The organism is Streptosporangium sp. NPDC003464 (genome assembly GCF_053588315.1).
Window position 1 is genome coordinate 1 of record NZ_JBSFPS010000169.1, and the last position, 21619, is coordinate 21619.

A 21619-nucleotide genomic window follows, 5' to 3' on the forward strand; every position below is an offset into this window, starting at 1 on the left:
TCCCCTCCCCCCCCCTGCTCTTCTCTCCCTCTCTCATTTTGTGGCGCGCGCCCCCCCCCGCCGGGCCCCCCGCCTCTCTGTTTTCCCGCTCTCCACCTCTCCGTGTCCCCTCCTTTCCCGCTCTCCGTCTCCCTCCGGTCTTCTCCGGGTTCTCCGTCTCTCCCGGCTCCCCGGATGACCCTTCCGGTCGATCGGCCTGCTCGGATCGGGCACCATCGAGGGCATGACCTGTGTTCCTCCCGGATCCGGCTGGCCGGACGACCCCGCGCGGCCGGACACCCCCGTCGCCCATGACCCCTCGGAGGTGAGCGCGCTCGCGGGAGCGAGCCGTACGCTCGCCGAACTCACCGCCCGGCAGTCGGTCTGCCGGGCCTGCCCGCGCCTGGTGGAGTGGCGCGAGGAGGTCGCGGCCGTCAAGCGGCGGGCGTTCGCCGCGGAGACCTACTGGGGACGGCCCATCGCGGGGTGGGGTGAGGAGCGGCCGGAGGTCCTCATCGTCGGCCTGGCCCCCGCCGCGCACGGGGGCAACCGCACCGGCCGCATCTTCACCGGCGACCGCAGCGGGGACTGGCTGTTCGCCTCGCTCCACCGGACGGGCCTGGCCGCGCAGGAGACCAGCGTCCACGCCGGCGACGGGCAGCGGCTCATCGGCGCGCGCATGGTGGCGGCCGTCCGGTGCGCTCCGCCGGCCAACAAGCCCGAGCCGTCGGAGCGGGCCGCCTGCTTCCCCTGGCTGAGCCGGGAGGTGGCGCTGGTCGCCGACAGCGTGCGGGTGGTGGTGGCGCTGGGAGGCTTCGCCTGGCAGGCGGTCTGGCCCGCGTTGAAGGAGGCCGGATACGACCTGCCGCGCCCGAGGCCGCCCTTCGGGCACGGCGCCGAGGTGGAGATCACCCGTAACGGGACCCCGGCCCGTCTTCTCGGGTGCTACCACCCGAGCCAGCAGAACACTTTCACCGGCCGGGTGACCGCCGAGATGCTTGACCAGCTCTTCACCAGGGCAAACGTCCTACGTAGCTTGTGAACTCGATCACAAAGAGAATCTTGGCCGGTTTTTTGGGGAGAAGGGAGACTGTTTCCCCTGATTCGGGAAAGTTTCGCGCAAATTGCCCGAGGGGTGCATGGCGCGACCCCGGAGGCGGACGTATGCTTGTGAAAGCTTTCACAAAGCCTTGGACCTAAGGATGGCGCCGAAGTGAACCGCAACTCCAAGCACATCGTGGTCGTCGGTGGGGGCTACGTCGGTCTCTACACCGTGCTGCGTCTGCAGCACACGCTCCGCAAGGAACTGCGCGACGGCAGCGTTCGCATCACTGTCCTCACCCCCGAATCCCACATGACCTACCAGCCCTTCCTCCCCGAGGCGGCGGCGGGAAACCTCTCGCCCCGGCACGTGGTGGTCCCGCTCCGCCGGGTTCTCAAGAAGGCGACGATCCTCAACGGCAAGGTCTCCAAGGTCAACCACGCGGACAAGTCGCTCACCTTCGCGCCGAACGTCGGCACGCCGCACGAGATCGGCTACGACATCGTCGTCATGGCGGCCGGCTCGATCTCCCGCACGCTCCCCATCCCCGGCCTCGCCGACGCCGCGATCGGCTTCAAGACGGTCGGCGAGTCGATCGCGCTCCGCAACCGGGTGCTCGAGCTCCTCGACCGGGCCGAGTCCGACGACAACGACGCCCTGCGCCGCCGGGCGCTGACGTTCGTCGTGATCGGTGGCGGCTTCGCGGGCGTCGAGGCGCTCGCCGAGCTGGAGGACATGGCCGTCGACGCCGTCCGCTACTACCGCACCGTCTCCCGCAAGGACATGCGCTGGATCCTCGTCGAGGCGACCGACCGCATCCTCCCCGAGGTCGGCCCCGAGATGGGCAAGTGGACCGCCGAGCAGCTCCGCGAGCGCGGCATCGAGGTCAAGATGAACACCCGGCTGGAGTCCTGTGAGGGCGGTCTGGTCAAGCTCTCCGACGGGGAGGAGTTCGAGTCGGCGACCATCGTGTGGACCGCCGGCGTGAAGCCCAGCCCCGTCGTCAACGCCGGTGACCTGCCGTTGGACGAGCGCGGCCGGATCAAGACGACCACCCGCCTGACGGTGGCCGGGGTCGAGGACGCCTTCTCCGCCGGAGACGTGGCCGGGGTGCCCGACATGACCAACCCCGGCCAGTACTGCGCGCCCAACGCCCAGCACGCCGTACGGCAGGCCAAGGTCCTCGCCGACAACATCACCCGCCGCCTCCACGGGCAGGAACTGGTCGACTACCGGCACAAGTACGTCGGATCGGTCGCCGGTCTGGGCCTCCACAAGGGCGTCGCCAACGTCTACGGGGTCAAGCTTCGCGGATTGGCTGCGTGGTTCATGCACCGCACCTACCATCTGTCGCGGGTGCCTACTCTCAACCGCAAGGTCCGTGTGATGGCGGACTGGACCCTGGCGCTGTTCTTCAAGCGGGAGACCGTCTCGCTCGGAGAGATCGAGGCTCCGCGCACGGAGTTCCGCGAGGCGGCGACGACCTGAGTCCCGGGCGCCCGCAGGTGGGAAACCGCTGGGTCCTCGTCAGGGTCTGTTGCTGACCGTCATGCTCGCCCCTTGAGCCCCAGCCCGAGCCGGGAGGGGGCCGGGGGTGGGCTTGTCTGCGATCACCGTGCTGGGAGTGGACAGACCGGGAACGATCGCCGAGGTGACCGCGGTGCTCGCCGGGTGCGGGGCGAACGTCGAGGAATCGGCGGTGGCGCTGCTCGGCGGCCACGTCGCGATGATGATGCTGGTCTCCGGCCGGCTGCCACCGCCCTCGGCCTTCCCCGGGATGGCCGTCACCGTGACCGGGGTCGAGTCCCGCCGTGACCTCGACCGTGCCCCGGAGGGTCTCGGCTACGTCCTCACCCTCCACGGCCCCGACCGTCCCGGCGTCATCTCCGCGGTCAGCGCGGTGCTCGCCGGCGCCGGCGGCGACATCACCGGGATGACGACCCGCCTCTGCGGCCGGCTGTACGTCCTGGTCGCGGACGTGCGGCTGCCGGAGGCGGTGGACGTGGCCGACCTGATGTGCCGTCTGGCCGCGGTGGCCGCCGACCTCGGCTCCCGGATGGCCTTCCGCCCCGCCGAGTCGGAGGTGCTGTGACGGGCCGGAGGCGCTGTGCCGGGTGCCCCCGCGCGGCGGGAGGCGGCGGCGCCGTACGGCAGGCCGGGGACGGCGGCGCCGTACGGCGGGGTGGGGACCGCGGCGCTGTGCGGGCCGGGGACGGCGGCGCCGTACGGCGGGGCGGCGCAGGGGCATGACCGGCACCGCCCGGGAGCTGATCATCGCCCCGCACCCCGTGCTGACCGCCCAGGCGCTCCCCGTCGACCCCGCCGACCCCCTGGTCGTCTCCGCGGCGGCCGACCTCCTGGCCACCATGCGCCGGGTGCGGCACTGCACGGGCCTGGCCGCGCCGCAGATAGGGCTGGGCTGGCGGCTGCTCTCCGTCGACGTCTCCCTCCACCCCGGGGCCCGCTCCTGCGCGGGGGAGCTGGTCATGGCCAACCCCCGCCTGGTGGCCGCCTCCCGATGGGAGCCCACTCGCGAGGGGTGTCGGTCCGTGCCCGGCCTGGCCGGGGACGTCCTGCGGGCCACCCGCATCACCGTCCGGGGCGAACGCCCCGGCAGCGGCGCTCCCGTCACCGTCGACGCCGACGCCTTCGAGGCCCGCTGCATCCAGCACCAGCTCGACCATCTCGACGGTGTGCTGTTCCTCGACCGCCTCGTCCATTCATGGGCGGTCCACCGTATGGGGCCGATGGTGGAGCAGGCCAGAAGTGGATGACAAGCGTGTTATGCGGTTATTAAGGTTTTTATGGCTTAAAACGGTATCCCGTCCGCCCGTTCCGCCGTCGCCTCCGGGGCCTGAGAGGCGGGCCGCGGGACATGATCCGTGTGACGCCTGATACGAAGTTGTGCTCCTCGGATGAGTGGTCCGTTACGTATGATTACGGCGTCCCCGTAGCCCAACGGCAGAGGCAAACCCCTTAAAAGGGTTCGAGTGAGGGTTCGAGTCCCTCCGGGGGCACTGACGGTTATCAGCTGGTTCAGGCCCGTGACCGGATATGGGCACGGGCCTGTCCGTGCACCGATCTCCCCGGGCCGCTCGGGCGGCCGCCCGCCGGAGGGGCTGACCACCCCTGGGCCGGCCCGACGGACGGGCGGCGATTGCGGTGCGAGAGGTGGGAACCCGGCGGACAGGCCGTTCGTTGGATCATTCGGCGGTAGCCGTACGGCCACATGGATCAGGCAGACATGGATATCAACACGATACGGCCGTGTGACAACCGATCTAATACGCTGATCGCGTAGGTCGCAGCGTGGAGGCAGCGATGGAGAGTAAGAACCCCGTATTCAGTCGGCAGTCCAAGGGGTACCAGCAGTCGTGGGGATCGCCGACCCCCACCCCTGACCAGCTTCAGGGCATGTACGACAGGCCGGCGTACGCACCCCCCGCACAGCGGACCATGACGATCGACGACGTGGTGGTGCGCGGCTTCATCACCCTGGGCACCCTGACCGTCTCGGCCGCCGTGGCCTGGGCGCTCAACCTCGGCATCGGCGCGATGATCGCCGGCGTGCTCGTCGGCCTGGTGCTCGGTCTGATCATCTCGTTCAAACAGAGCATGAACCCGGCGCTGATCCTCGGTTACGCGGTCTCCTACGGTGTCGCCGTCGGTGTGGCCAGCCACATCTACAACGACCGGTTCAGCGGCATCGTCTTCCAGGCGGTGGTCGGCACGGCCCTCGCCTTCGCCGCCACACTCGTCGTGTATTCGCTGCGCATCGTCCGTGTCACGCCGAAGTTCACCAAGTTCGTCGTGGCGGCGGGCCTGGGCCTGATGGGGCTCATGCTCGTCAACTGGGTCGCGACCTTCTTCATCGCCGACGGCATCGGCATCCGCTCCGGCGGCGCCCTGGCCTACGTGTTCAGCATCGCCGCGATCCTCGTCGGGTGCTTCTTCCTGCTGCTCGACTTCGACTCGGTCGAGCAGGGCGTGCGCGCCGGCGCCCCGGAGAAATACTCCTGGCTGATGGCCTTCGGCCTGACGGTCACCCTGGTCTGGATCTACCTGGAGATCCTCCGTCTGCTGAGCTACTTCTCCAGCAGCGACTGAGCGTAGGCGAGAGCCCCCGTCGGAGTGTCTCCGGCGGGGGTTTCTTCTTGCTCAGGAGGCGGGGGTTTCTTCTTGCTCAGGATGGGAACGCCGGTGAACGAGAAGCCACCAATGAGCGACGAATCATCACCGATGACCAGCTAGTGAGGGCTTGCTATCTGCGGACTCGTGATGCACTGTCGAGCAAAGGAGCCCTATCCGTGGAGGTGCCCATGTCGTTGAACCACTCGATGGAGACGCAGAGCAAGCTGATCGCAAGGGTCCCGGACATCACGGGACGCGCACTCCCAGAGTGGTTCCAGGCTATCGACAACGGCCCGTCTTTCCTGCGCTGCGACGAGCGTGCCAACTGGCTCGCCGACGAGCACGGGCTGACCCATGGCTACGCCGCCGCCATCGTGCACGAGCACGAGCGCCACCGCCGCAGCCGTCACTTGTAAGCCGCCTACCTTCTGAAGGGCCCGCGCCCCGTCCAGCGGCGCGGGTCCTCGCACGCGCGAGCACGGCCTCCACATACCTGATCTTCGCGTGGGTGAGCGTGCATGATGGTGCCATGGATCTCGACAAGGCACGTAACTTCATCCGCGACAACCATCACGCGGTTCTGCTGACCCGGCACGCCGACGGGCGGCCGCAGATGTCCCCGGTCACCGTAGGGGTCGACGCCGAGGGGCACGTGATCGTCAGCACCAGGGAGACCGCGGCGAAGGTCCGTAACCTCCGCAGGGACCCCCAGGTGGCGCTCTGCGTGACGACCGACGCCTTCTACGGCGAGTGGATCCAGATCGAGGGCACCGCGGAGATCGTCTCGCTGCCCGAGGCGATGGAACCCCTGGTCAGTTACTACCGTGACATCTCCGGCGAGCACCCCGACTGGGACGACTACCGCAGGGCCATGGAGCGGGACAGGCGGGTGATCCTGAGGATCGAGATCACCCGTGCCGGTCCCGACGTCCACGGGTGACTAGCTGAGGCGCTCCAGGACCATGGCCATGCCCTGGCCGCCGCCCACGCACATGGTCTCCAGACCGATCGACCTGTCGTGGAACCGGAGGCTGTTGATCAGCGTGGAGGTGATCCGGGCACCGGTCATGCCGAACGGGTGGCCCACCGCGATGGCGCCGCCGTTGACGTTGAGCCGGTCGAGGTCGATGCCGAGGTCCTGGTAGGACGGGATGACCTGGGCGGCGAAAGCCTCGTTGATCTCGACGAGGTCCACGTCGCCGATGGACATGCCCGCCCGGGCCAGGGCCTGCTTGGAGGCCTCGACCGGGCCCAGGCCCATGATCTCGGGTGACAGGCCGGTCACGCCGGTGGAGACGATCCGGGCGAGCGGGGTGATGCCGAGTTCGGCGGCCCTGGTGTCGCTCATCACGATCACCGCGGCGGCGCCGTCGTTCAGCGCGCAGCAGTTGCCGGCGGTGACCGTCCCGTCCGGGCGGAAGACCGGCTTGAGCTGCGAGACCGCCTCGTAGGTGGTGCCCGCGCGAGGGCCGTCGTCCTTGCTGACCACGGTCCCGTCGGGCAGGGTGACCGGGGTGATGTCGCTCTCCCAGAAGCCGTTGGCGATGGCCTTCTCGGCCAGGTTCTGGGACCGGACGCCGAACTCGTCCTGCTCCTGGCGGGAGACGCCCTTGAGCCCGGCCAGGTTCTCCGCGGTCTGGCCCATCGCGATGTAGACGTCGGGCACCGCGCCGTCCTCGCGCGGGTCGTGCCAGACGCCGCCGCCGCCCTCGGCGGCCCTGGCCGAACGGGCGCGGGCCTCGTCGAACAGCGTGTTCTGTGTGTCGGGCAGCGAGTCGGAGTTGCCCGTGGCGAAGCGGGAGACGCACTCCACGCCCGCCGAGACGAACACGTCGCCCTCGCCCGCCCTGATCGCGTGCAGGGCCATCCTGGTGGTCTGCAGCGAGGACGAGCAGTAGCGGGTGATGGTGGTGCCGGGCACGGTGTCCAGCCCGAGCAGGGTGGAGACCACGCGGGCCATGTTGAATCCCTGCTCCCCGCCCGGCAGGCCGCAGCCCAGCATCAGGTCGTCGATGGTGGCCGGGTCGAGCTGCGGGACCTTGGCCAGCGCGGCCTTGATCATCTGCACGGTCAGATCGTCGGGGCGGATGTCCTTGAGGGACCCCTTGAAGGCGCGTCCGATCGGCGAGCGCGCGGTCGCGACGATGACTGCCTCGGGCATGTGGCTCTCCTGGGTTCGTTGGTCGCTCCTCATGCGGAGGTTACCGCGCGGTAGCTCGGATGCCACGCCCCGGGGCGGGATGAAACAGAACTTTGTACGGCGCGCACCGGGGCCCCGCCCGGAGATGGGACCCGTCACGGGGAGCGCCGCCCCGGCCGGGCCGGCCCGGAGTGTGCCGGCCGTGTCTGCTCCGCGCGTCAGCCTTACATGCCCGGCGCGGTGCCGGTACCCGCTCCGTGCGTCAGCCGTACATGCCCGGCGCGGTGCCGGTGCCGTCCTTGATCCCGTGCAGGCCACCCCGCTCGTCACGCCACGTCCGCCAGCCGTCCTGGCTGCCGGTGAACCAGGCCGGCGGGGCGCCGGAGCCCGCGACCTTCCTGCCGTCGGCCAGCTCGAACTCGCACAGCGAGGCGACCGAGTAGAAGCCCGGGTTCTGGCCCTTGAGGGCGAGGGGTTTGGGGTCGGTGACGCAGAAGGACCAGCCCCGCGCGTCCTTGACCTCGGCGTTCTGGCCGGTGGCCAGGTCGAAGGCGCTGCCCGGCCTGCCGTGCTTGAGGAAGCCGAGCCTGTCCATCCGGGCGGGGAAGGCCAGCCACCAGCCCGAGTCGGGGACCTGGGTGGCGGGGATCTGGCCGAGGACCCGGCCGCTCTCGGCGTCGAGCCGGGCGAAACCGCCGTACTGGCCCTGCTGGTCGACCGGGCGGACCACCGGTGCGTAGCCGGGGCTGCCGCTGGGGTAGACGCGCACCACCGAGGGGCGGATCCAGTTGACCGTGCCGTCGGCGAGCTTGACGGAGAACAGGCCGAAGGCGGAGACCTTCTCCGTCTCCGGGTGGGTGTAGGGGGCGACGTAGCCGATGAGGTTGTCGGCCGTCGCGCCGAACGACCAGCCGCCCGACATGTCGACCCCGGCGCCGAGGGGCTGCTCGACGGGGAGCCGCCAGCCGGCCTTCCCGGTCTTCAGGTCGTAGGACTCCAGGACGGGGTGCTGGGCCAGGCGCAGGAGGACCACGCGGGAGGCGTCGGACCACTCGACCTCGGCGATGCCGGGGAGCTTCCACATCAGCCGGCCGGTGGCGGGGTCGAGCACGACGACCCGGGCCGTGGCGAGGGCGGTCTGCTCCGACAGGCACACGAACGCCCCGCACCGCTGCGGCCCGAACGTGGAGTGCACCGGGCGGGTCCACTTCTGCGCGCCGGTCCTCGCGTCACGGGCGATGAGCGTGGCGTTCCAGCGGCCCCGCCTGGCGGGGTCGATCGCCACCGCGACGGCCTGGCCCGGCCCGGTCTCGACGATCGCCGGCGCCGGGATCCCCATCCCCGGCAGACGGCCCGCCATGGTCGCGGGGTGGGCCCACAGCTTCTTGCCCGAGGCGAGGTCGACGGCCACCGTCTCCAGGGCGCCGTCGGGCCTCATGGAGGTCGTCATGGCGACCCCGCCGGCGGCGGTGGTGCGGCTGACCGCGTTCACCTCGGTGTTGTGCCAGGTGGGATGGGCCGGTGTGGCCGCTTCACTGCCGGAGCAGCCGGCCAGGGCCAGAGCTCCGGCGAGCACCAGGGCCGGTTTCGCGTGAGGCCAGATCACGGGCATTCCACTCCAAGGTCGGCGAGAGGGTCACGACTTCGCCGCGGAGGGTAACCGGGTTCAGGCGTCGTGAGGCGGCGCCCCTGGCCTCCGGCGGAACATCGTCACCCACCGTCCGTGGGGTCCGGTTGCTCGGCCGGCGACGCGGGTCGCGGAGACCTCGGTGCCGGGTTCCTCCGCGGCCATAGCCGCCGCGAGGTAGATCGACTCACTGCGCCGGACCCGTGGTTCGGGCCACAGTCCCAACGCACTGCCTACAGAAGGTAGCACCGCGTAAGCAACCTGTAGATAACCTTGGACAGATGGATGGAAACGATCCGGTCCGAACATTTCGGCTGGGTTTGCATCGAATTCCGCCCCCAGCAGGTCCGCGAAGGCCACCGTCCGCCCGCCCGCCTCGACCACGGCGACCGTCTGCGCGGCGGCGAGCTGGCGGCTCCAGCGCCGGGTCACCCAGCGCAGCGGCTGCACGATCGGCCGGACCGTGCCGAGGTCGGGACAGGTGCCCACGACGACCTCGGCCCCCGCCTCGCGCAGCCGCCGCACGGCCTTCTGCAGATGCCGTACGGCCTGCGCGGGCAGCGTCTGGGTGGTGACGTCGTTGGCGCCGATGAAGATCACCGCTATCTCGGGGTCGGCCTCGAGCGCCTGGTCCACCTGCTCGCCCAGCTCGGCGGAGGCCGCGCCCGACTTGCCGACCACGGTCAGCCGCACCGGCCGCTCGGCGACGACGGCCAGCCCCGAGGCGATCAGCACGGCCGGGGTCTCCGCGGGGTCGGTGGTGCCCAGGCCGACCGAGGTGGAGTCGCCGAGCATGACCATCCGGATCGGCTCGCCCGGGAAGTCGCCGTAGAGCCCGTCCGACGGCGGTCCCTCCATGCCGTGCGGGCGGCCGACGATCCGGCGGGCCACCAGCGCCTCGGCGAGCAGCACACCGTAGGTGGCCACTCCGAGCGCGGTGAGCCCGCCACCGCCCACGGCCGCTGCGGCCGCTATGCGCCGGGCGGCCCGCGCCGCCCCCGGTGTCCAGGTCACGTGGTGTTGCTCCCTCGATGCGGCGCGGCGGTAGCGTTGCCTTGAAACTAGCCGAGCCCCACCCACCCCCAGGGGATCTCGGCGCCCAACACAACAAGCTGACAGAGCTTTGGTATTTCGAGGTGATCACCCGGTGCGCGTACATGATTCACTCGTGGAGCTGATGGGCAACACTCCACTCGTCCGGCTGCACAATGTGTCGGCGGGGCTGCCGGCCCAGGTGCTGGCCAAGGTGGAGTATTTCAACCCGGGCGGCTCGGTGAAAGACCGGATCGCGGTGCGGATGATCGACGCCGCGGAGAAATCGGGCGAGCTGCGCCCCGGGGGCACGATCGTGGAGCCCACGTCGGGCAACACGGGGGTCGGCCTGGCCATCGTCGCGCAGCAGCGGGGCTACAAGTGCCTGTTCGTGGTGCCCGACAAGGTCGCCCAGGACAAGATCGCGGTCCTGCGCGCCTACGGTGCCGAGGTCGTGGTCTGCCCGACGGCGGTCTCGCCCGACCACCCCGACTCCTACTACTCCGTCTCCGACCGGCTGGCCAGGGACACGCCGAACGCCTGGAAGCCGGACCAGTACTCCAACCAGAACAACCCCGACAGCCACTACCACTCCACCGGCCCGGAGATCTGGGAGCAGACCGAGGGCCGGATCACCCACTTCGTGGCTGGCGTCGGCACGGGCGGCACGATCAGCGGCACCGGCCGCTACCTCAAGGAGGTCTCCGGCGGCCGGGTGAAGATCATCGGCGCCGATCCGGAGGGCTCGGTCTACTCCGGCGGCACCGGACGGCCCTACCTGGTGGAGGGGGTCGGCGAGGACATCTGGCCGGCCACCTACGACACCACGATCTGCGACGAGATCATCGCCGTCTCCGACAAGGACTCCTTCGGCATGACCCGCCGCCTGGCCCGCGAGGAGGCGCTGCTGGTGGGCGGGTCCTGCGGCATGGCGGCGGTCGCGGCGCTGCGCGTGGCCAAGCAGGCCGGGCCGGACGACGTGGTCGTGGTGCTGCTGCCCGACGGCGGCCGGGGCTACCTGTCGAAGATCTTCAACGACGACTGGATGGCCGACTACGGCTTCCTGACCACCTCCAGCGACGAGGGCCTGGTCAAGGACGTGCTGACCCGCAAGGGCTCGGGCATGCCGGAGTTCGTGCACACCCACCCGCACGAGTCGGTGGACACGGCCATCTCCATCATGCGGGAGTACGGCGTGTCGCAGCTCCCGGTGATGAAGGAGGAGCCGCCGGTCATGGCCGCCGAGGTGGTCGGCTCGATCCTGGAGCGCGACCTGCTCGCCGCCCTCTCCCGCGGCCGGGTGCGGCCCAACGACCCGCTGGCCGGCCACATGTCCCAGCCGCTGCCGATGATCGGCGCGGGCGAGCCGGTCTCCATGGCGGTCGAGGCGCTGGAGAAGGCCGACGCCGCGGTCGTCCTCGACGACGGCAAGCCCGTCGGGCTGCTCACCCGGCAGGACCTGCTGGCCTTCCTCGCCAACCACTAGTCAGACGGGAAACTCCGCCAGCACCTCCCAGGCTCCCTCGGGGGTGGGGCCGGCGACCAGGCGGCCGCCGAGCGCCTCGACGCGCTCGGCCATGCCCACCAGGCCGAACCCGCCGCCCAGCCGGGAGACCCTGGTGTCGGAGGCCGAGCCGTAGTTGCGCACGCGCAGTCGCACCGTGCCCGTCACGCGGCCCGGCCGGATCCGCGGATCCGGCCTGCCGTTCGGGGAGCGCCGGCCGGGTCCGGCCGGCCCGTCGGGGGCGGCGATCAGCCGCAGGTCCGCCTCCACCCAGCCGGTGCCCGGGGCGTGCCGCCGGACGTTGGTGAGCGACTCCTGCAGGACCCGGTGGAGGGTGGTCATCACCTCCGGGGCCAGGGTCTCGTCGTCGATGCCCTGGCCGATGTCGAAGGCGACCCGGGGGCCGCCGGCGGAGAAGCGCTCCACCAGCGTGCGCATGTCGACGAGCCTGCTGCCGGGGGAACGGGCGGCCTCGTCCTCCGCCCGCAGCACGCTCACCAGGCGGCGCATCGAGGTGAGCGCGTCGGCGCCGGCGTTGGCGATCGCCTCCAGCGAGGGGACCACGGCCTCCGGCTTCTGCTCGGCGACGACCTTGGCCGCCTGCGCCTGGACGACGATCCCGGTGATGTGGTGGGCGACCAGGTCGTGCAGCTCCCTGGCGAGCTCCAGGCGTTCGGCCCGCCGTACGGAGTTCACCGCCTCCCTGCGCCGCTCCAGTTGGAAGCGGAGGTAGGCGCCGACCGCGGCGGCGACGGACCAGCCGACGAAGATGAGGAAACCGGCGGCCACGGACTCGTTGCCATGGTTCGTCCGCCCCGCCGCCGTCTCCAGCACGATCATCGAGGCGACGGAGAACAGCGCGGCCCGCCTGATCGGCTCGATCCAGCGCAGCCCGCCGATGGTCAGGATCAGCAGCGATCCCGTCTCGGCCACCCCCGGGAACCCGCGGCCGCCGGTGGCCCCGATGACCAGGGTGCAGGTGAGCGACAGCACCAGGACGGCGACGAACCCGCCGACCCGCCTCGTGCGGCGCCACAGCACGGCCAGGATGCCGGCGAGGCCGCACAGCGGGCTCAGCCACATCGCCCAGCCGCCGTCCGACACCGCCGCCGCGAGGTCGACCATGAGCAGCAGCGAGAGCCACCCGATGAGCGCGAACTCGCTGAGCCGCTGGATCCAGTAAACGACGCGATGTGTTTCACCCACGACCCACGAGCCTAAGCCTCCCGGCTGAATGACATATCAACCGTTCGGCCGACCCGTCCGCCCCCGGACCGGCCCTTCAGCGGAGGCGGGGCGGGGGGCCCGCCACCGATGCTTGAGGTGTCGAAGGGGAGAGGGAAATGACCGTCATCGGGATCATGTTGCTGGCCGCCGGACTCGTGGTCGTGGTGTCTCTGGCACTCGCGGACCCCGTCCTGCTGTCGCGCATCAACGGGGAGCCCGCCGAGGGCGCCAGCGGCCGCCACATCCAGGTCCCGCAGGTGGCCGCCGGCGGAGAGGTCGTGCGGCTGCGGCCGCGCCTGGTGGACAGCCGCGAGCCCCAGGCGGCCTGACCGGTGGACCGCCGCCCGGTCCGGCCCGTACGGCGGGCCGTCCGGCCGGAGCGGTCTGTACGGCGGGCCGTCCGGCCGGAGCGGAGAACAGCGAGTCCCGGGCGGTCCGGTCGGTGGCCGTCCGGCTGGAGCGGACAACCGCGAACCCCGGGCGGCCTGATCGGTGGCCGTCCGGCACCGCGGCCCCCTCATGCTGCCGCATGGCGCAGGCGGTTTTACGAGTAGCGTTGGCGGTATGAGTGAAGGATTCGAGACGCTTGCCATCCACGCAGGTCAGGAGGCCGAGCCCCACACGGGGGCGGTCGTCCCGCCGATCTATGCAGTGTCGACGTACAAGCAGGACGGCGTGGGCGGGCTGCGCGCCGGGTACGAATACAGCCGGTCGGCCAACCCGACCAGGACCGCCCTGGAAGAGGCCATGGCCGCCGTCGAGGGCGGCACCAGGGGCCTGGCCTTCGCCTCCGGCCTGGCGGCCGAGGACGCCGTGCTCCGCACGGTCTGCAAGCCGGATGACCACGTCATCATCCCGAACGACGCCTACGGCGGCACCTACCGGCTGTTCTCCAAGGTGCACGCGCGCTGGGGCCTGCGCTACGACCCGGCGCCGCTCGGCAACCTGAGCGCGGTCGCGGCCGCCATGACCCAGAAGACCAAGATCGTATGGGTGGAGACGCCCACCAACCCGCTGCTCGGCATCGCCGACATCGCGGCCCTGGCCGAGCTCGCGCACGACAACGGCGCGCTGCTGGTGGTCGACAACACCTTCGCCTCGCCCTACCTTCAGCAGCCGCTGTCGCTGGGCGCGGACATCGTGGTGCACTCCACCACCAAATACGTGGGCGGCCATTCCGACGTGGTCGGCGGCGCGCTCGTCACGGCCGACGCCGAGCTGGGCGCCGAGCTCGCCTTCCACCAGAACGCGATGGGCGCGGTGGCCGGGCCCTTCGACGCGTGGCTGACGCTGCGCGGTCTCAAGACGCTCGGGGTGCGGATGGACCGGCACTCCGACAACGCCGAGCGGGTGGTCGACCTCCTGCTGGCCCACCCGCGGGTGACCTCGGTGCTCTACCCGGGGCTGCCCGACCACCCCGGTCACGAGGTCGCGGCCAAGCAGATGAAGCGTTTCGGCGGCATGGTCTCCTTCCGGGTCTCCGGAGGAGAGGCCGAGGCGGTCGAGGTGTGCAACCGGGCCAAGCTTTTCACCCTGGGCGAGTCGCTCGGCGGCGTCGAGTCGCTGATCGAGCACCCCGGCCGGATGACCCACGCCTCCGCGGCGGGCTCGCCGCTGGAGGTCCCCGGTGACCTGGTCCGCCTGTCGGTCGGCATCGAGTCGATCGACGACCTGCTCGCCGACCTGAGCCAGGCGCTGGGCTAGCCGTACCCGGCCTCTCAGGCCAGTTACGGCACAGGCCAGTAAGGCACAGGCCAGTAAGGCCGGTACGGCTCAGACCGGTACGGCTGGTGGCCGGTGGGCCGGAAGGTGCCGGGTTGGACGGCGTCGGGCCGGGGCGGCGGGTACGGGCCGCCCCGGCCCGGCGCGGGGCCGGTGGGTCTGAGGCGCCCCGATCAGTACGGGTCGCCCCAGACCATCAGCGCCAGGATGACCAGCCAGATCAGTGCCACCACGCCGGAGAACGCGGCGATCCGGCCGGTCTGCATCTTCGCGTCGTCACCCGGGTTCTCCGCGCTGAGGACCCGGATGGCGGCGAGCTGGTCCCGGTCCACGAGGACCAGGAGCACCGCGGCGACGATGAAGAGCGTCATGGAGACCGACAAGTAGGGTTTGCCCAGGAACTCGCGGCCCAGCAGCAGGCCGAACACGAACACGCCGATGGCCGCGATGGCGTAGACGCGCGTGGTCTTGTGCAGGTAGCGCAGGACGTTGACGTCCTTGGCGCGGATGAACCTGGGCGTGGACATGGTGGCGGCGGTGACCGGCCCCAGAGCGAAGATCGCGAAACCGATGTGCAGCCAGAGCAGCAGGTCTGTCATGCGCCAGACATTAGCCCTCGATGATCTCGCATGGGTATGGCGCGCGGGAGTTCTCCGGATGTCGCCGGTCTTGGGACGGGGACGCGGGGTCACTCCGTCCTGAAGGCGTCCCGCCTGTCGCGGGTGCGGGAGACCGCGCACAGCTCGTAGCAGACGCAGGCGATGAGCATCAGCGCCACGAGAATCGCCGTGACCATCGGACAACCTCACTTCTGTTCCCTGATGGCGAGCGCCATCGTTGAGTAAAGACCGAGCGGGCGGAGAAGTGGTTGTCACGGAGAGGTCACATTTTCGGATGGTCCCGTTTCAGCCGTCGTGCGACGGTAGATCTTCGCATTTCGGCCCTGAGCATCCCGGTGGAGTGAGTAGGATCACTGGCGAGCCTGTTCCTGTGTGATGAGGTCGTCGGCGGTGAGGTCGCGGCCGTGCCGGGCGGGCGCCGGAACGGACCGTGCACGACGGCACAAGGGAGTGCCCACTGTGGGTGTGAAACATGTCGAGCCATACACCGACGAGTGGCTGAGGCAGCCGGCTCTCTACGCGAGCCGTGTCGTCGAGGCGCTGGGCGCCGAGGCCGTCGACTGGTGGGAGGGTCCCTGCGACCCGCGCACCGTCACGATCCTCCTGGCCGGCGGTGAGGCGCTGGTGTGGGACGAGGAGAGCGGCTGGCGCCGCGGCCGTTATGTCTCCGGTGACCGCGAGACCTGCACGGTGCTCGCCGAGGGCCGCTATCTCGGCGGCGGCCTGCTGCTCCGTCCGGAGCGGGTCCCCTCCGCCGTCGCCGACGCCCGGGCGGGCGTGGGCAACAGCACGGCCTGGCGGCCCTGCTACCGCTCCTACCGCCACTACCGCGACGGCTTCGACCTCGCGCTCAACGGCTACCTCGCCTACGCCGACGCGTGAGCCGGGCCCGCGGCGGCGTCCCCGCCGGGGAGACCCGCAGCGCCCTCTCCCGCTCCTGAGCCGCCGCCGAGCGGTCCGCCCGCGGCCGGCACGCGATCAGCGCGTACGGCCACGCGCGGCCGGCCCTCTCGCGGTCGGCGTGGCCGGTCCCGCGCGTACGGTCCGGCCCGTAGCCGCCGCTCCCGTGGTCAGCGGGTGCGGCGGGTCCGCAGGAAGTCGCTGACGACATACTCGCCCAGGCGGTCGGCGCCGGAGGAGAACACCCGGCCGCCGTTGCGCCGGGCGACCTCGTTGACGAAATCCTTCAGACGCTCGTCCTCGGCGAGCATGAACACGTTGAGCGTCGCCCTGCGCCGGGTCATCTTGTCGACCTCGGCGAGCGTCAGCTCCAGCGTCTCCTGGGTGGGGGGCCACTCGAAGGCCGCCGAGCCGTTGCGCCGCAGGTGGGCGGTGGGCTCGCCGTCGGTGACCACAAGCACCACCGGCTCGAAGTCGGGGTGGCGGTCGAGGTGGCGGCCCGCGATCAGCAGGGCGTGGTGCAGGTTCGTGCCCTGGACCATGTCCCACTCCAGCCCGGCGAGCTCGTCGGGCTGGAGGACGCGGGCGTAGTTGGAGAAGCCGATGATCTGCACCGAGTCTTGCGGGAACTTCGAGCTGACCAGTGCCTGCAGGGCCATCGCGGTCTGCTTGGCCGCCGCCCAGGTGCCGCGCAGGGCCATCGAGTAGGACAGGTCCACCAGCAGGCACACCGCCGCGGCCGTGCGCCTCTCGGTCTCGGCCACCTCGAAGTCGTCGACGGACAGGGTGACCGTGCCGCCGCCCCCGCCGCGCCGTACGCCGTTGACCACCGTGCGCACCACGTCGATGGGCTGCTCGTCGCCGAACCGCCAGGGCCGGGAGGCGCCGGTGAGCTCCCCGGCGGCGCCGGCGTCCACCTGGTCGTGGTCGCCGCGGCGGCCGGAGTCGAGTGAGGCGAAGACGCGGCGCAGGGCGGTCTCGCCGAGACGGCGGACCGCCTTGGGGGTGAGCTCCAGCTTCCCGCGCTGGCGGCGCAGGTAGCCCTGCTGCTCGAGCTCCCGCTCGATCTGCCGGAGCGCCTCCAGGTCGTCGACGGCCGAACGGCCCAGCGCGCGGCGGATCGCCGCCTCGTCGATGTCGTCCAGCCGGGCGCCGGGATAGTCCTGGCGGAGCGCGGCCTCCAGCTGGGTCAGGTCGGCGAGCTCGTCCAGCGCGGTCACCGCGTCGCCCATCCCCATCGGGTCGTCGCCGGTCAGCCGCTCCGGGGTGTTCCAGGCGAGGTCGGGGCGGCGGGAGTAGAGGGACTCGCCCAGGCGGCGCATCTGCTCGCCCATCCCGGCCTGCTCCAGCGTCTGGTTGATCAGCGCGTTGAGCTCCTCGCGCTGGCGGGGGGTGAGCGAGGCCAGCAGGCGCTGGGTGGCGGCGGCCCGTCGCGCGAGGATGTCGACCAGCTCCTCCAGGTTCCGCGGCGACTCCGGGAACATGTCCCCGTAGTCCGCCATGAACTCCTCGAAGTCGGCCTGCGTGTGCTCGCCCCGCGCGTCCCGGTCGAGCATGTCGTTCAGCGCGGACATCATCTGCCGGACCCGCTCCATCGCGGCGGGGTCGGGGTTGGCCAGCGCCTCCCGCATGCCGCGGAACTGGCTGTCGAGCACCTCCCTGCGCAGCAGGTCGCGCAGCTCCTCGAAGGTCTGCCGGGCGGCGGCCGAACGCCATTCGTAGCCGCTCAGCTCCTGGATGGCGCTGGCGGGGTCGTCCGGGAGGCCGTCGAGCTCCGACTCGCGCAGCCGGGCCTCGTCCGACGGGTCGGGGAACAGCTCGCTCCGCTCCTGGCCGATCGCCTTGTCCAGCAGCGCCCTGGCCCGTTCGAGGGTGCCGTCGAGCCGGCCGCGCTCGCGCAGCTCGCGGCGGCGCCGCCGTACCTCGCGGAGCAGGTCGTCGAGCCCGCGCCGGTCCTGCGCGCCCGGCAGACCCTGCTTGAGCAGGTCCCGCAGGGCGTGGCCGGGGTTGGAGCCGGCCAGGACGGCGTCGCCCATCTGGTCGAGCGCCGAACGGACGTCGTACGGCGGGGCGAGCGGGTCGGGCCCGTCCCGGTATTCGCCATAGCGATAGCTCATGCTGACACCTCAGGTGCGGTAGACCGCCGTGCCGTCCACTTCGTCCTTGGACAGGCGGCGCAGGAGATAGAGGCCCTCCAGGGCGAACTCCAGCGCGGCCGCGGCGTGCCCGGGGGACTCGTCGCCGATGCCGAGCCTTGACATGATCTTGGCCAGACCGGGCACCGGGCCGATCCTGCGCAGCAGCTCGGCGGCGGGGACCATGGGGCCGGACTCGACCTGGACGCCCTCGGCGAACCTCTCCAGCAGCGCGGTCAGGTCCGCGCCCCCGAGCGTGCCCCGGAACGTCTCGGCCACGGCCCGGCGGAGCAGGTGGGCGAGGACCTCGGTCTCCCGGCCCTCCTCGCTGACCTCGAACTCCACCTTGCCGCGGAGCGTGTGGACGATGCCCGGCAGGTCGGCCACGCGGGTGACCGCGTGCTCCTCGCCGGTCAGGGCCGCCCGCCGTACGGCGGAGGCCGCGGCGGTCTCGGCCGCGGCGATGGAGAAGCGGGCCGACACCCCGGAACGCGCGTCCACCGCGGTGGACTCGCGCACCAGCCGGGTGAACCGGGCGATCACCTCGACGAGGTGGTCGGGAAGGTCGGCGCCCACCTGGCCGAGCGCCGCCTCCTGGCGGATGAGCGTGAGCTCGGCCTCGATCGACAGCGGGTAGTGGGTGCGGATCTCGGCGCCGAAGCGGTCCTTCAGCGGGGTGATGATCCGGCCGCGGTTGGTGTAGTCCTCCGGGTTGGCGCTGGCGATCAGCAGGATGTCCAGCGGGAGCCGCAGGTTGTAGCCCCGGACCTGGATATCGCGCTCCTCCAGCACGTTGAGCAGCGACACCTGGATCCGCTCGGCCAGGTCGGGCAGCTCGTTGACCGAGAAGACGCCCCGGTTGCTCCGCGGGACCAGGCCGTAGTGGACGGTCTCCGGGTCGCCGAGCGTGCGCCCCTCAGCAATCTTGATCGGGTCGATGTCGCCGATCAGGTCGCCGACGGAGGTGTCGGGGGTGGCGAGCTTCTCGCCGTAGCGCTCGTCCCGGTGCTTCCAGGAGATCGGCAGGTCCTCTCCCGTCTCGTCGGCCAGCCGGCGGCAGCGGACACAGGAGGGCTCGTAGGGGTGGTCGTTGATCTCGCAGCCGTCGACGACCGGGGTCCACTCGTCGAGCAGGCCGGTGACGGTGCGGATGAGCCGGGTCTTGCCCTGGCCGCGCTCGCCCAGCAGGACCAGGTCGTGCCCGGCGAGCAGGGCCCGTTCCAGATGGGGCAGGACGGTGTCGTCGAAGCCCACGATGCCGGGGAACCGCGTCTCCCCCGCCCTGAGGCGGACCAGGAGGTTCTCGCGGATCTCGGCCTTTACCGTACGGTGGATATGGCCGCTCGCGCGTAGCTCGCGCAGAGTACGTGGCTCTGGGATTTGAGGCACGGGATCGAGCCTACGTCCCCGGCGCCGAAACCGGCACTCTTATCCCGGTTTCGGATCTTGCCATTGAGTGACGTTCGGTGCGCGTGCTTGTTCCCACAGTGGGGAGAATCGCACCAAGACAAGGCTTCGGAAAAGAAGGAGAGGCGAGACGAGTGGTGCTTTTGACAAGTCGTTTCGCCGATGGTCTCGCGGTGGGGGCCGACCTGGTCACCGCCGCCGAGACCGCGGTGCGTCAGGCCCTGGCGGGTCTGACCGCACCCCCTGACCTGGTCTGCTTCTTCATCTGCGGCGAGGATCCAGACGAGGTCTCCCGCGCGGGACTGCGCGTGATGGACATGACCCCCGACGCCTCGGTGCTCGGCTGCAGCGCCACGGGGGTGATCGGTGACGGCCAGGGAGTCGAGGTGACCCCCTCGGTGAGCGTCTGGGCCGCCACCCTGGCGGGCGCCCGGCTGACGACCTTCGCGCTGGACACGTTACGGACCGAGGACCGTTTCGTCGTGGTCGGCCTGCCGGAGCGCCACCCCGACGACCACGCGGCGATCCTGTTCACCGACCCCTACAGCTTCCCCACCGACGGGTTCGTCGAGCGCTCCAAGGAGGTGCTGGGCAACCTCCCGCTGATCGGCGGGCTGGCCAACGCCCTGCGCGGCCGGGGCGCGGTGCGGCTGTTCGCCGACGGGGAGGTATACACCGAGGGCGCCGTCGGGGTGCTGCTCAGCGGCCCCGTCAACATCAGCACCGTGGTCAGCCAGGGGTGCCGCCCGATCGGCCCGACGATGGCCGTCACCGCCGTCGAGGACAACCTGCTCCTCGAACTCGCCGGCCAGCCGGCTCTGGCCAGGCTGGAGGAGATCGTCAGCGCGCTGGACGAGGACGAGCGGGACCTGGTCGCCTCGGGCCTGCAGATCGGCGTCGCCATGGACGAATACGCCGAGCGGCACGAGCGCGGCGACTTCCTGATCAGGGGAGTGCTCGGGATCGACCCCGAGAGGGAGGCGGTGGCCATCGGCGACGTCGTCGAGATCGGCCGCACCGTCCGCTTCCAGGTCCGCGACGCGGCCACCGCCGACGAGGACCTCTACGAGCTGCTCGACGCCCACCGCGAGGAGTTCGGCCGGGTGGACGGCGCCCTGCTGTTCTCCTGCAACGGCCGGGGCTCGGCCATGTTCGGCAGCGCCGACCACGACGCGGTCGCCCTCCGCGACACCCTCGGCCCGATCAGCGTGGCCGGGTTCTTCGCGGCCGGGGAGGTCGGCCCGGTCAGCGGGCACAACCATGTGCACGGGTTCACCGCCTCCGTCCTGGTCTTCTCCTCCCACCCGGCCGTGGGCCGGCCATATGATCGTTAGATGTCCGGATCGGTGCTTGCCGTCGACATCGGCGGGACGAAGTTCGCCGTCGCCCTGGTGGACCCCGAGGGGAACGTGCGGGCCACCCGCCGGGCGGCGACGCCGCCGGGCGGCGACGAGCGGACCCTGTGGAAGGCGCTCGGCGAGCTGATCGACTCCGTGCTGGCCGGCTCCGCGGCCGACGGCCTGTCCGACGGCGCGCTCACCGGCGTCGGGATCGGCTGCGGCGGCCCGATGGCCTGGCCGGAGGGAGCCGTCTCCCCGCTGAACATGCCGGGGTGGCGGGGCTTCCCGCTGCGGGCCCGGCTCGCCGAGCGCTTCCCCGGTGTGCCGGTGCGCGTCCACAACGACGCCGTCTGCCTGGCCGCCGCCGAGCACTGGCGGGGTGCGGGGCGGGGCAGCGCCAACATGCTCGGCATGGTCGTGTCCACGGGAGTGGGCGGCGGGCTGATCCTGGGCGGCCGGCTGATCGACGGCGCCAGCGGCAACGCCGGGCACATCGGGCACATCGTGGTCGACCCCGGCGGGCCGGTCTGCGGCTGCGGCGGCCGTGGCTGCCTGGAGGAGGCCGCCCTCGTCGGCGACGGCAAAGTCGGCAAGAGCATCTTCACCCTGTACTGGATCTGGTGCGCCATCACCGGCCGGTCCTGTCTCGGCGACATCCGCCGCGAACCGATCAACGTCCTGTACTTCGACCGGGAAAACAGCCTCCGCGACATCGTCACCCGGCTCACCGCCTTCGGTGCCACCCCCGACGACCTCCAGGTGCTGCACGAACGGTTCGACTACCGGCTGTTCCCTCGGTTCAGCGGCGCCCTC

20 protein-coding genes and 1 tRNA gene are annotated in these 21619 nt (G+C 71.2%); 14 read left to right on the top strand and 7 right to left on the bottom strand.

What is annotated here, in order from left to right:
• Positions 1-223 precede the first annotated feature (223 nt).
• The 8 genes from ACWDS7_RS30760 (at position 224) to ACWDS7_RS30795 (ending at position 6092) form a co-directional block, all read left to right on the top strand.
• The gene (locus tag ACWDS7_RS30760) at positions 224-1021 is read left to right on the top strand and encodes a uracil-DNA glycosylase (RefSeq protein WP_306863748.1); all 798 of its coding nucleotides are present in this window, start codon (positions 224-226) and stop codon (positions 1019-1021) included.
• Positions 1022-1192: 171 nt separating this feature from the next.
• A complete protein-coding gene (locus ACWDS7_RS30765) occupies positions 1193-2509 on the top strand; it encodes an NAD(P)/FAD-dependent oxidoreductase (protein ID WP_306863750.1) in 1317 nt (438 codons plus the stop codon).
• 106 nt (positions 2510-2615) lie between these two features.
• Complete coding sequence (locus ACWDS7_RS30770) at positions 2616-3113, top strand: glycine cleavage system protein R (protein ID WP_451932118.1); 498 nt, start codon at positions 2616-2618, stop codon at positions 3111-3113.
• A gap of 154 nt (positions 3114-3267) precedes the next feature.
• Positions 3268-3795: a peptide deformylase gene (locus tag ACWDS7_RS30775; RefSeq protein WP_451932119.1), complete on the top strand. Its 528-nt coding sequence runs from the start codon at positions 3268-3270 to the stop codon at positions 3793-3795.
• 170 nt (positions 3796-3965) lie between these two features.
• Positions 3966-4038 (top strand) — tRNA-Leu (locus ACWDS7_RS30780).
• A 304-nt stretch (positions 4039-4342) separates the two neighbouring features.
• Complete coding sequence (locus ACWDS7_RS30785; protein WP_451932120.1) at positions 4343-5128, top strand: Bax inhibitor-1/YccA family protein; 786 nt, start codon at positions 4343-4345, stop codon at positions 5126-5128.
• Positions 5129-5340: 212 nt separating this feature from the next.
• Positions 5341-5568 (top strand): DUF4287 domain-containing protein, encoded by a 228-nt coding sequence (locus tag ACWDS7_RS30790; protein WP_306875516.1) that lies wholly within the window; start codon positions 5341-5343, stop codon positions 5566-5568.
• A 113-nt stretch (positions 5569-5681) separates the two neighbouring features.
• The gene (locus ACWDS7_RS30795) at positions 5682-6092 is read left to right on the top strand and encodes a PPOX class F420-dependent oxidoreductase (RefSeq protein ID WP_306863761.1); all 411 of its coding nucleotides are present in this window, start codon (positions 5682-5684) and stop codon (positions 6090-6092) included.
• On the opposite strand, the gene ACWDS7_RS30800 is transcribed toward ACWDS7_RS30795, so the two are convergent.
• The 3 genes from ACWDS7_RS30800 to ACWDS7_RS30810 all read right to left on the bottom strand — a co-directional run bounded on the left by ACWDS7_RS30800 (position 6093) and on the right by ACWDS7_RS30810 (position 9933).
• Entirely contained in the window at positions 6093-7313 is a 1221-nt protein-coding gene (locus tag ACWDS7_RS30800) for an acetyl-CoA C-acetyltransferase (RefSeq protein ID WP_306863769.1), read from the bottom strand.
• A gap of 241 nt (positions 7314-7554) precedes the next feature.
• The gene (locus ACWDS7_RS30805; RefSeq protein WP_451932121.1) at positions 7555-8904 is read right to left on the bottom strand and encodes an outer membrane protein assembly factor BamB family protein; all 1350 of its coding nucleotides are present in this window, start codon (positions 8902-8904) and stop codon (positions 7555-7557) included.
• A gap of 54 nt (positions 8905-8958) precedes the next feature.
• Positions 8959-9933, bottom strand: coding sequence for an SGNH/GDSL hydrolase family protein (locus tag ACWDS7_RS30810; protein WP_451932122.1), 975 nt, complete (start codon positions 9931-9933; stop codon positions 8959-8961).
• A 133-nt stretch (positions 9934-10066) separates the two neighbouring features.
• Between ACWDS7_RS30810 and ACWDS7_RS30815 the strand changes: the two genes are divergently transcribed.
• The gene (locus ACWDS7_RS30815) at positions 10067-11437 is read left to right on the top strand and encodes a cystathionine beta-synthase (protein WP_451932123.1); all 1371 of its coding nucleotides are present in this window, start codon (positions 10067-10069) and stop codon (positions 11435-11437) included.
• Here ACWDS7_RS30815 and ACWDS7_RS30820 read toward each other — a convergent pair whose 3' ends face one another.
• Positions 11438-12661, bottom strand: a complete 1224-nt coding sequence (locus ACWDS7_RS30820; protein WP_451932124.1) for a sensor histidine kinase — start codon at positions 12659-12661, stop codon at positions 11438-11440.
• 137 nt (positions 12662-12798) lie between these two features.
• On the opposite strand from ACWDS7_RS30820, the gene ACWDS7_RS30825 reads away from it, so the two are divergent.
• Together ACWDS7_RS30825 and ACWDS7_RS30830 are read left to right on the top strand one after the other, a co-directional pair.
• On the top strand, positions 12799-13011 hold the full coding sequence (locus ACWDS7_RS30825) for a hypothetical protein (protein ID WP_306863781.1): 213 nt from the start codon (positions 12799-12801) through the stop codon (positions 13009-13011).
• Positions 13012-13246: 235 nt separating this feature from the next.
• Positions 13247-14386, top strand: a complete 1140-nt coding sequence (locus ACWDS7_RS30830) for a cystathionine gamma-synthase (protein ID WP_451932125.1) — start codon at positions 13247-13249, stop codon at positions 14384-14386.
• A gap of 191 nt (positions 14387-14577) precedes the next feature.
• Here the strand turns inward: ACWDS7_RS30830 and ACWDS7_RS30835 are convergent, their stop codons facing one another.
• A complete protein-coding gene (locus ACWDS7_RS30835) occupies positions 14578-15003 on the bottom strand; it encodes a hypothetical protein (RefSeq protein ID WP_306863784.1) in 426 nt (141 codons plus the stop codon).
• A gap of 480 nt (positions 15004-15483) precedes the next feature.
• Between ACWDS7_RS30835 and ACWDS7_RS30840 the strand changes: the two genes are divergently transcribed.
• Positions 15484-15906, top strand: coding sequence for a DUF6292 family protein (locus tag ACWDS7_RS30840; protein WP_306863786.1), 423 nt, complete (start codon positions 15484-15486; stop codon positions 15904-15906).
• Between the two features lie 188 nt (positions 15907-16094).
• Here the strand turns inward: ACWDS7_RS30840 and ACWDS7_RS30845 are convergent, their stop codons facing one another.
• The gene (locus ACWDS7_RS30845) at positions 16095-18041 is read right to left on the bottom strand and encodes a vWA domain-containing protein (protein WP_451932126.1); all 1947 of its coding nucleotides are present in this window, start codon (positions 18039-18041) and stop codon (positions 16095-16097) included.
• 9 nt (positions 18042-18050) lie between these two features.
• The gene (locus ACWDS7_RS30850) at positions 18051-19448 is read right to left on the bottom strand and encodes a sigma 54-interacting transcriptional regulator (protein ID WP_306863791.1); all 1398 of its coding nucleotides are present in this window, start codon (positions 19446-19448) and stop codon (positions 18051-18053) included.
• Positions 19449-19603: 155 nt separating this feature from the next.
• Between ACWDS7_RS30850 and ACWDS7_RS30855 the strand changes: the two genes are divergently transcribed.
• Positions 19604-20800, top strand: coding sequence for an FIST signal transduction protein (locus ACWDS7_RS30855; RefSeq protein ID WP_306875518.1), 1197 nt, complete (start codon positions 19604-19606; stop codon positions 20798-20800).
• A partial coding sequence (locus ACWDS7_RS30860; protein WP_451932127.1) for an ROK family protein occupies positions 20801-21619 on the top strand: 819 nt, incomplete at its 3' end.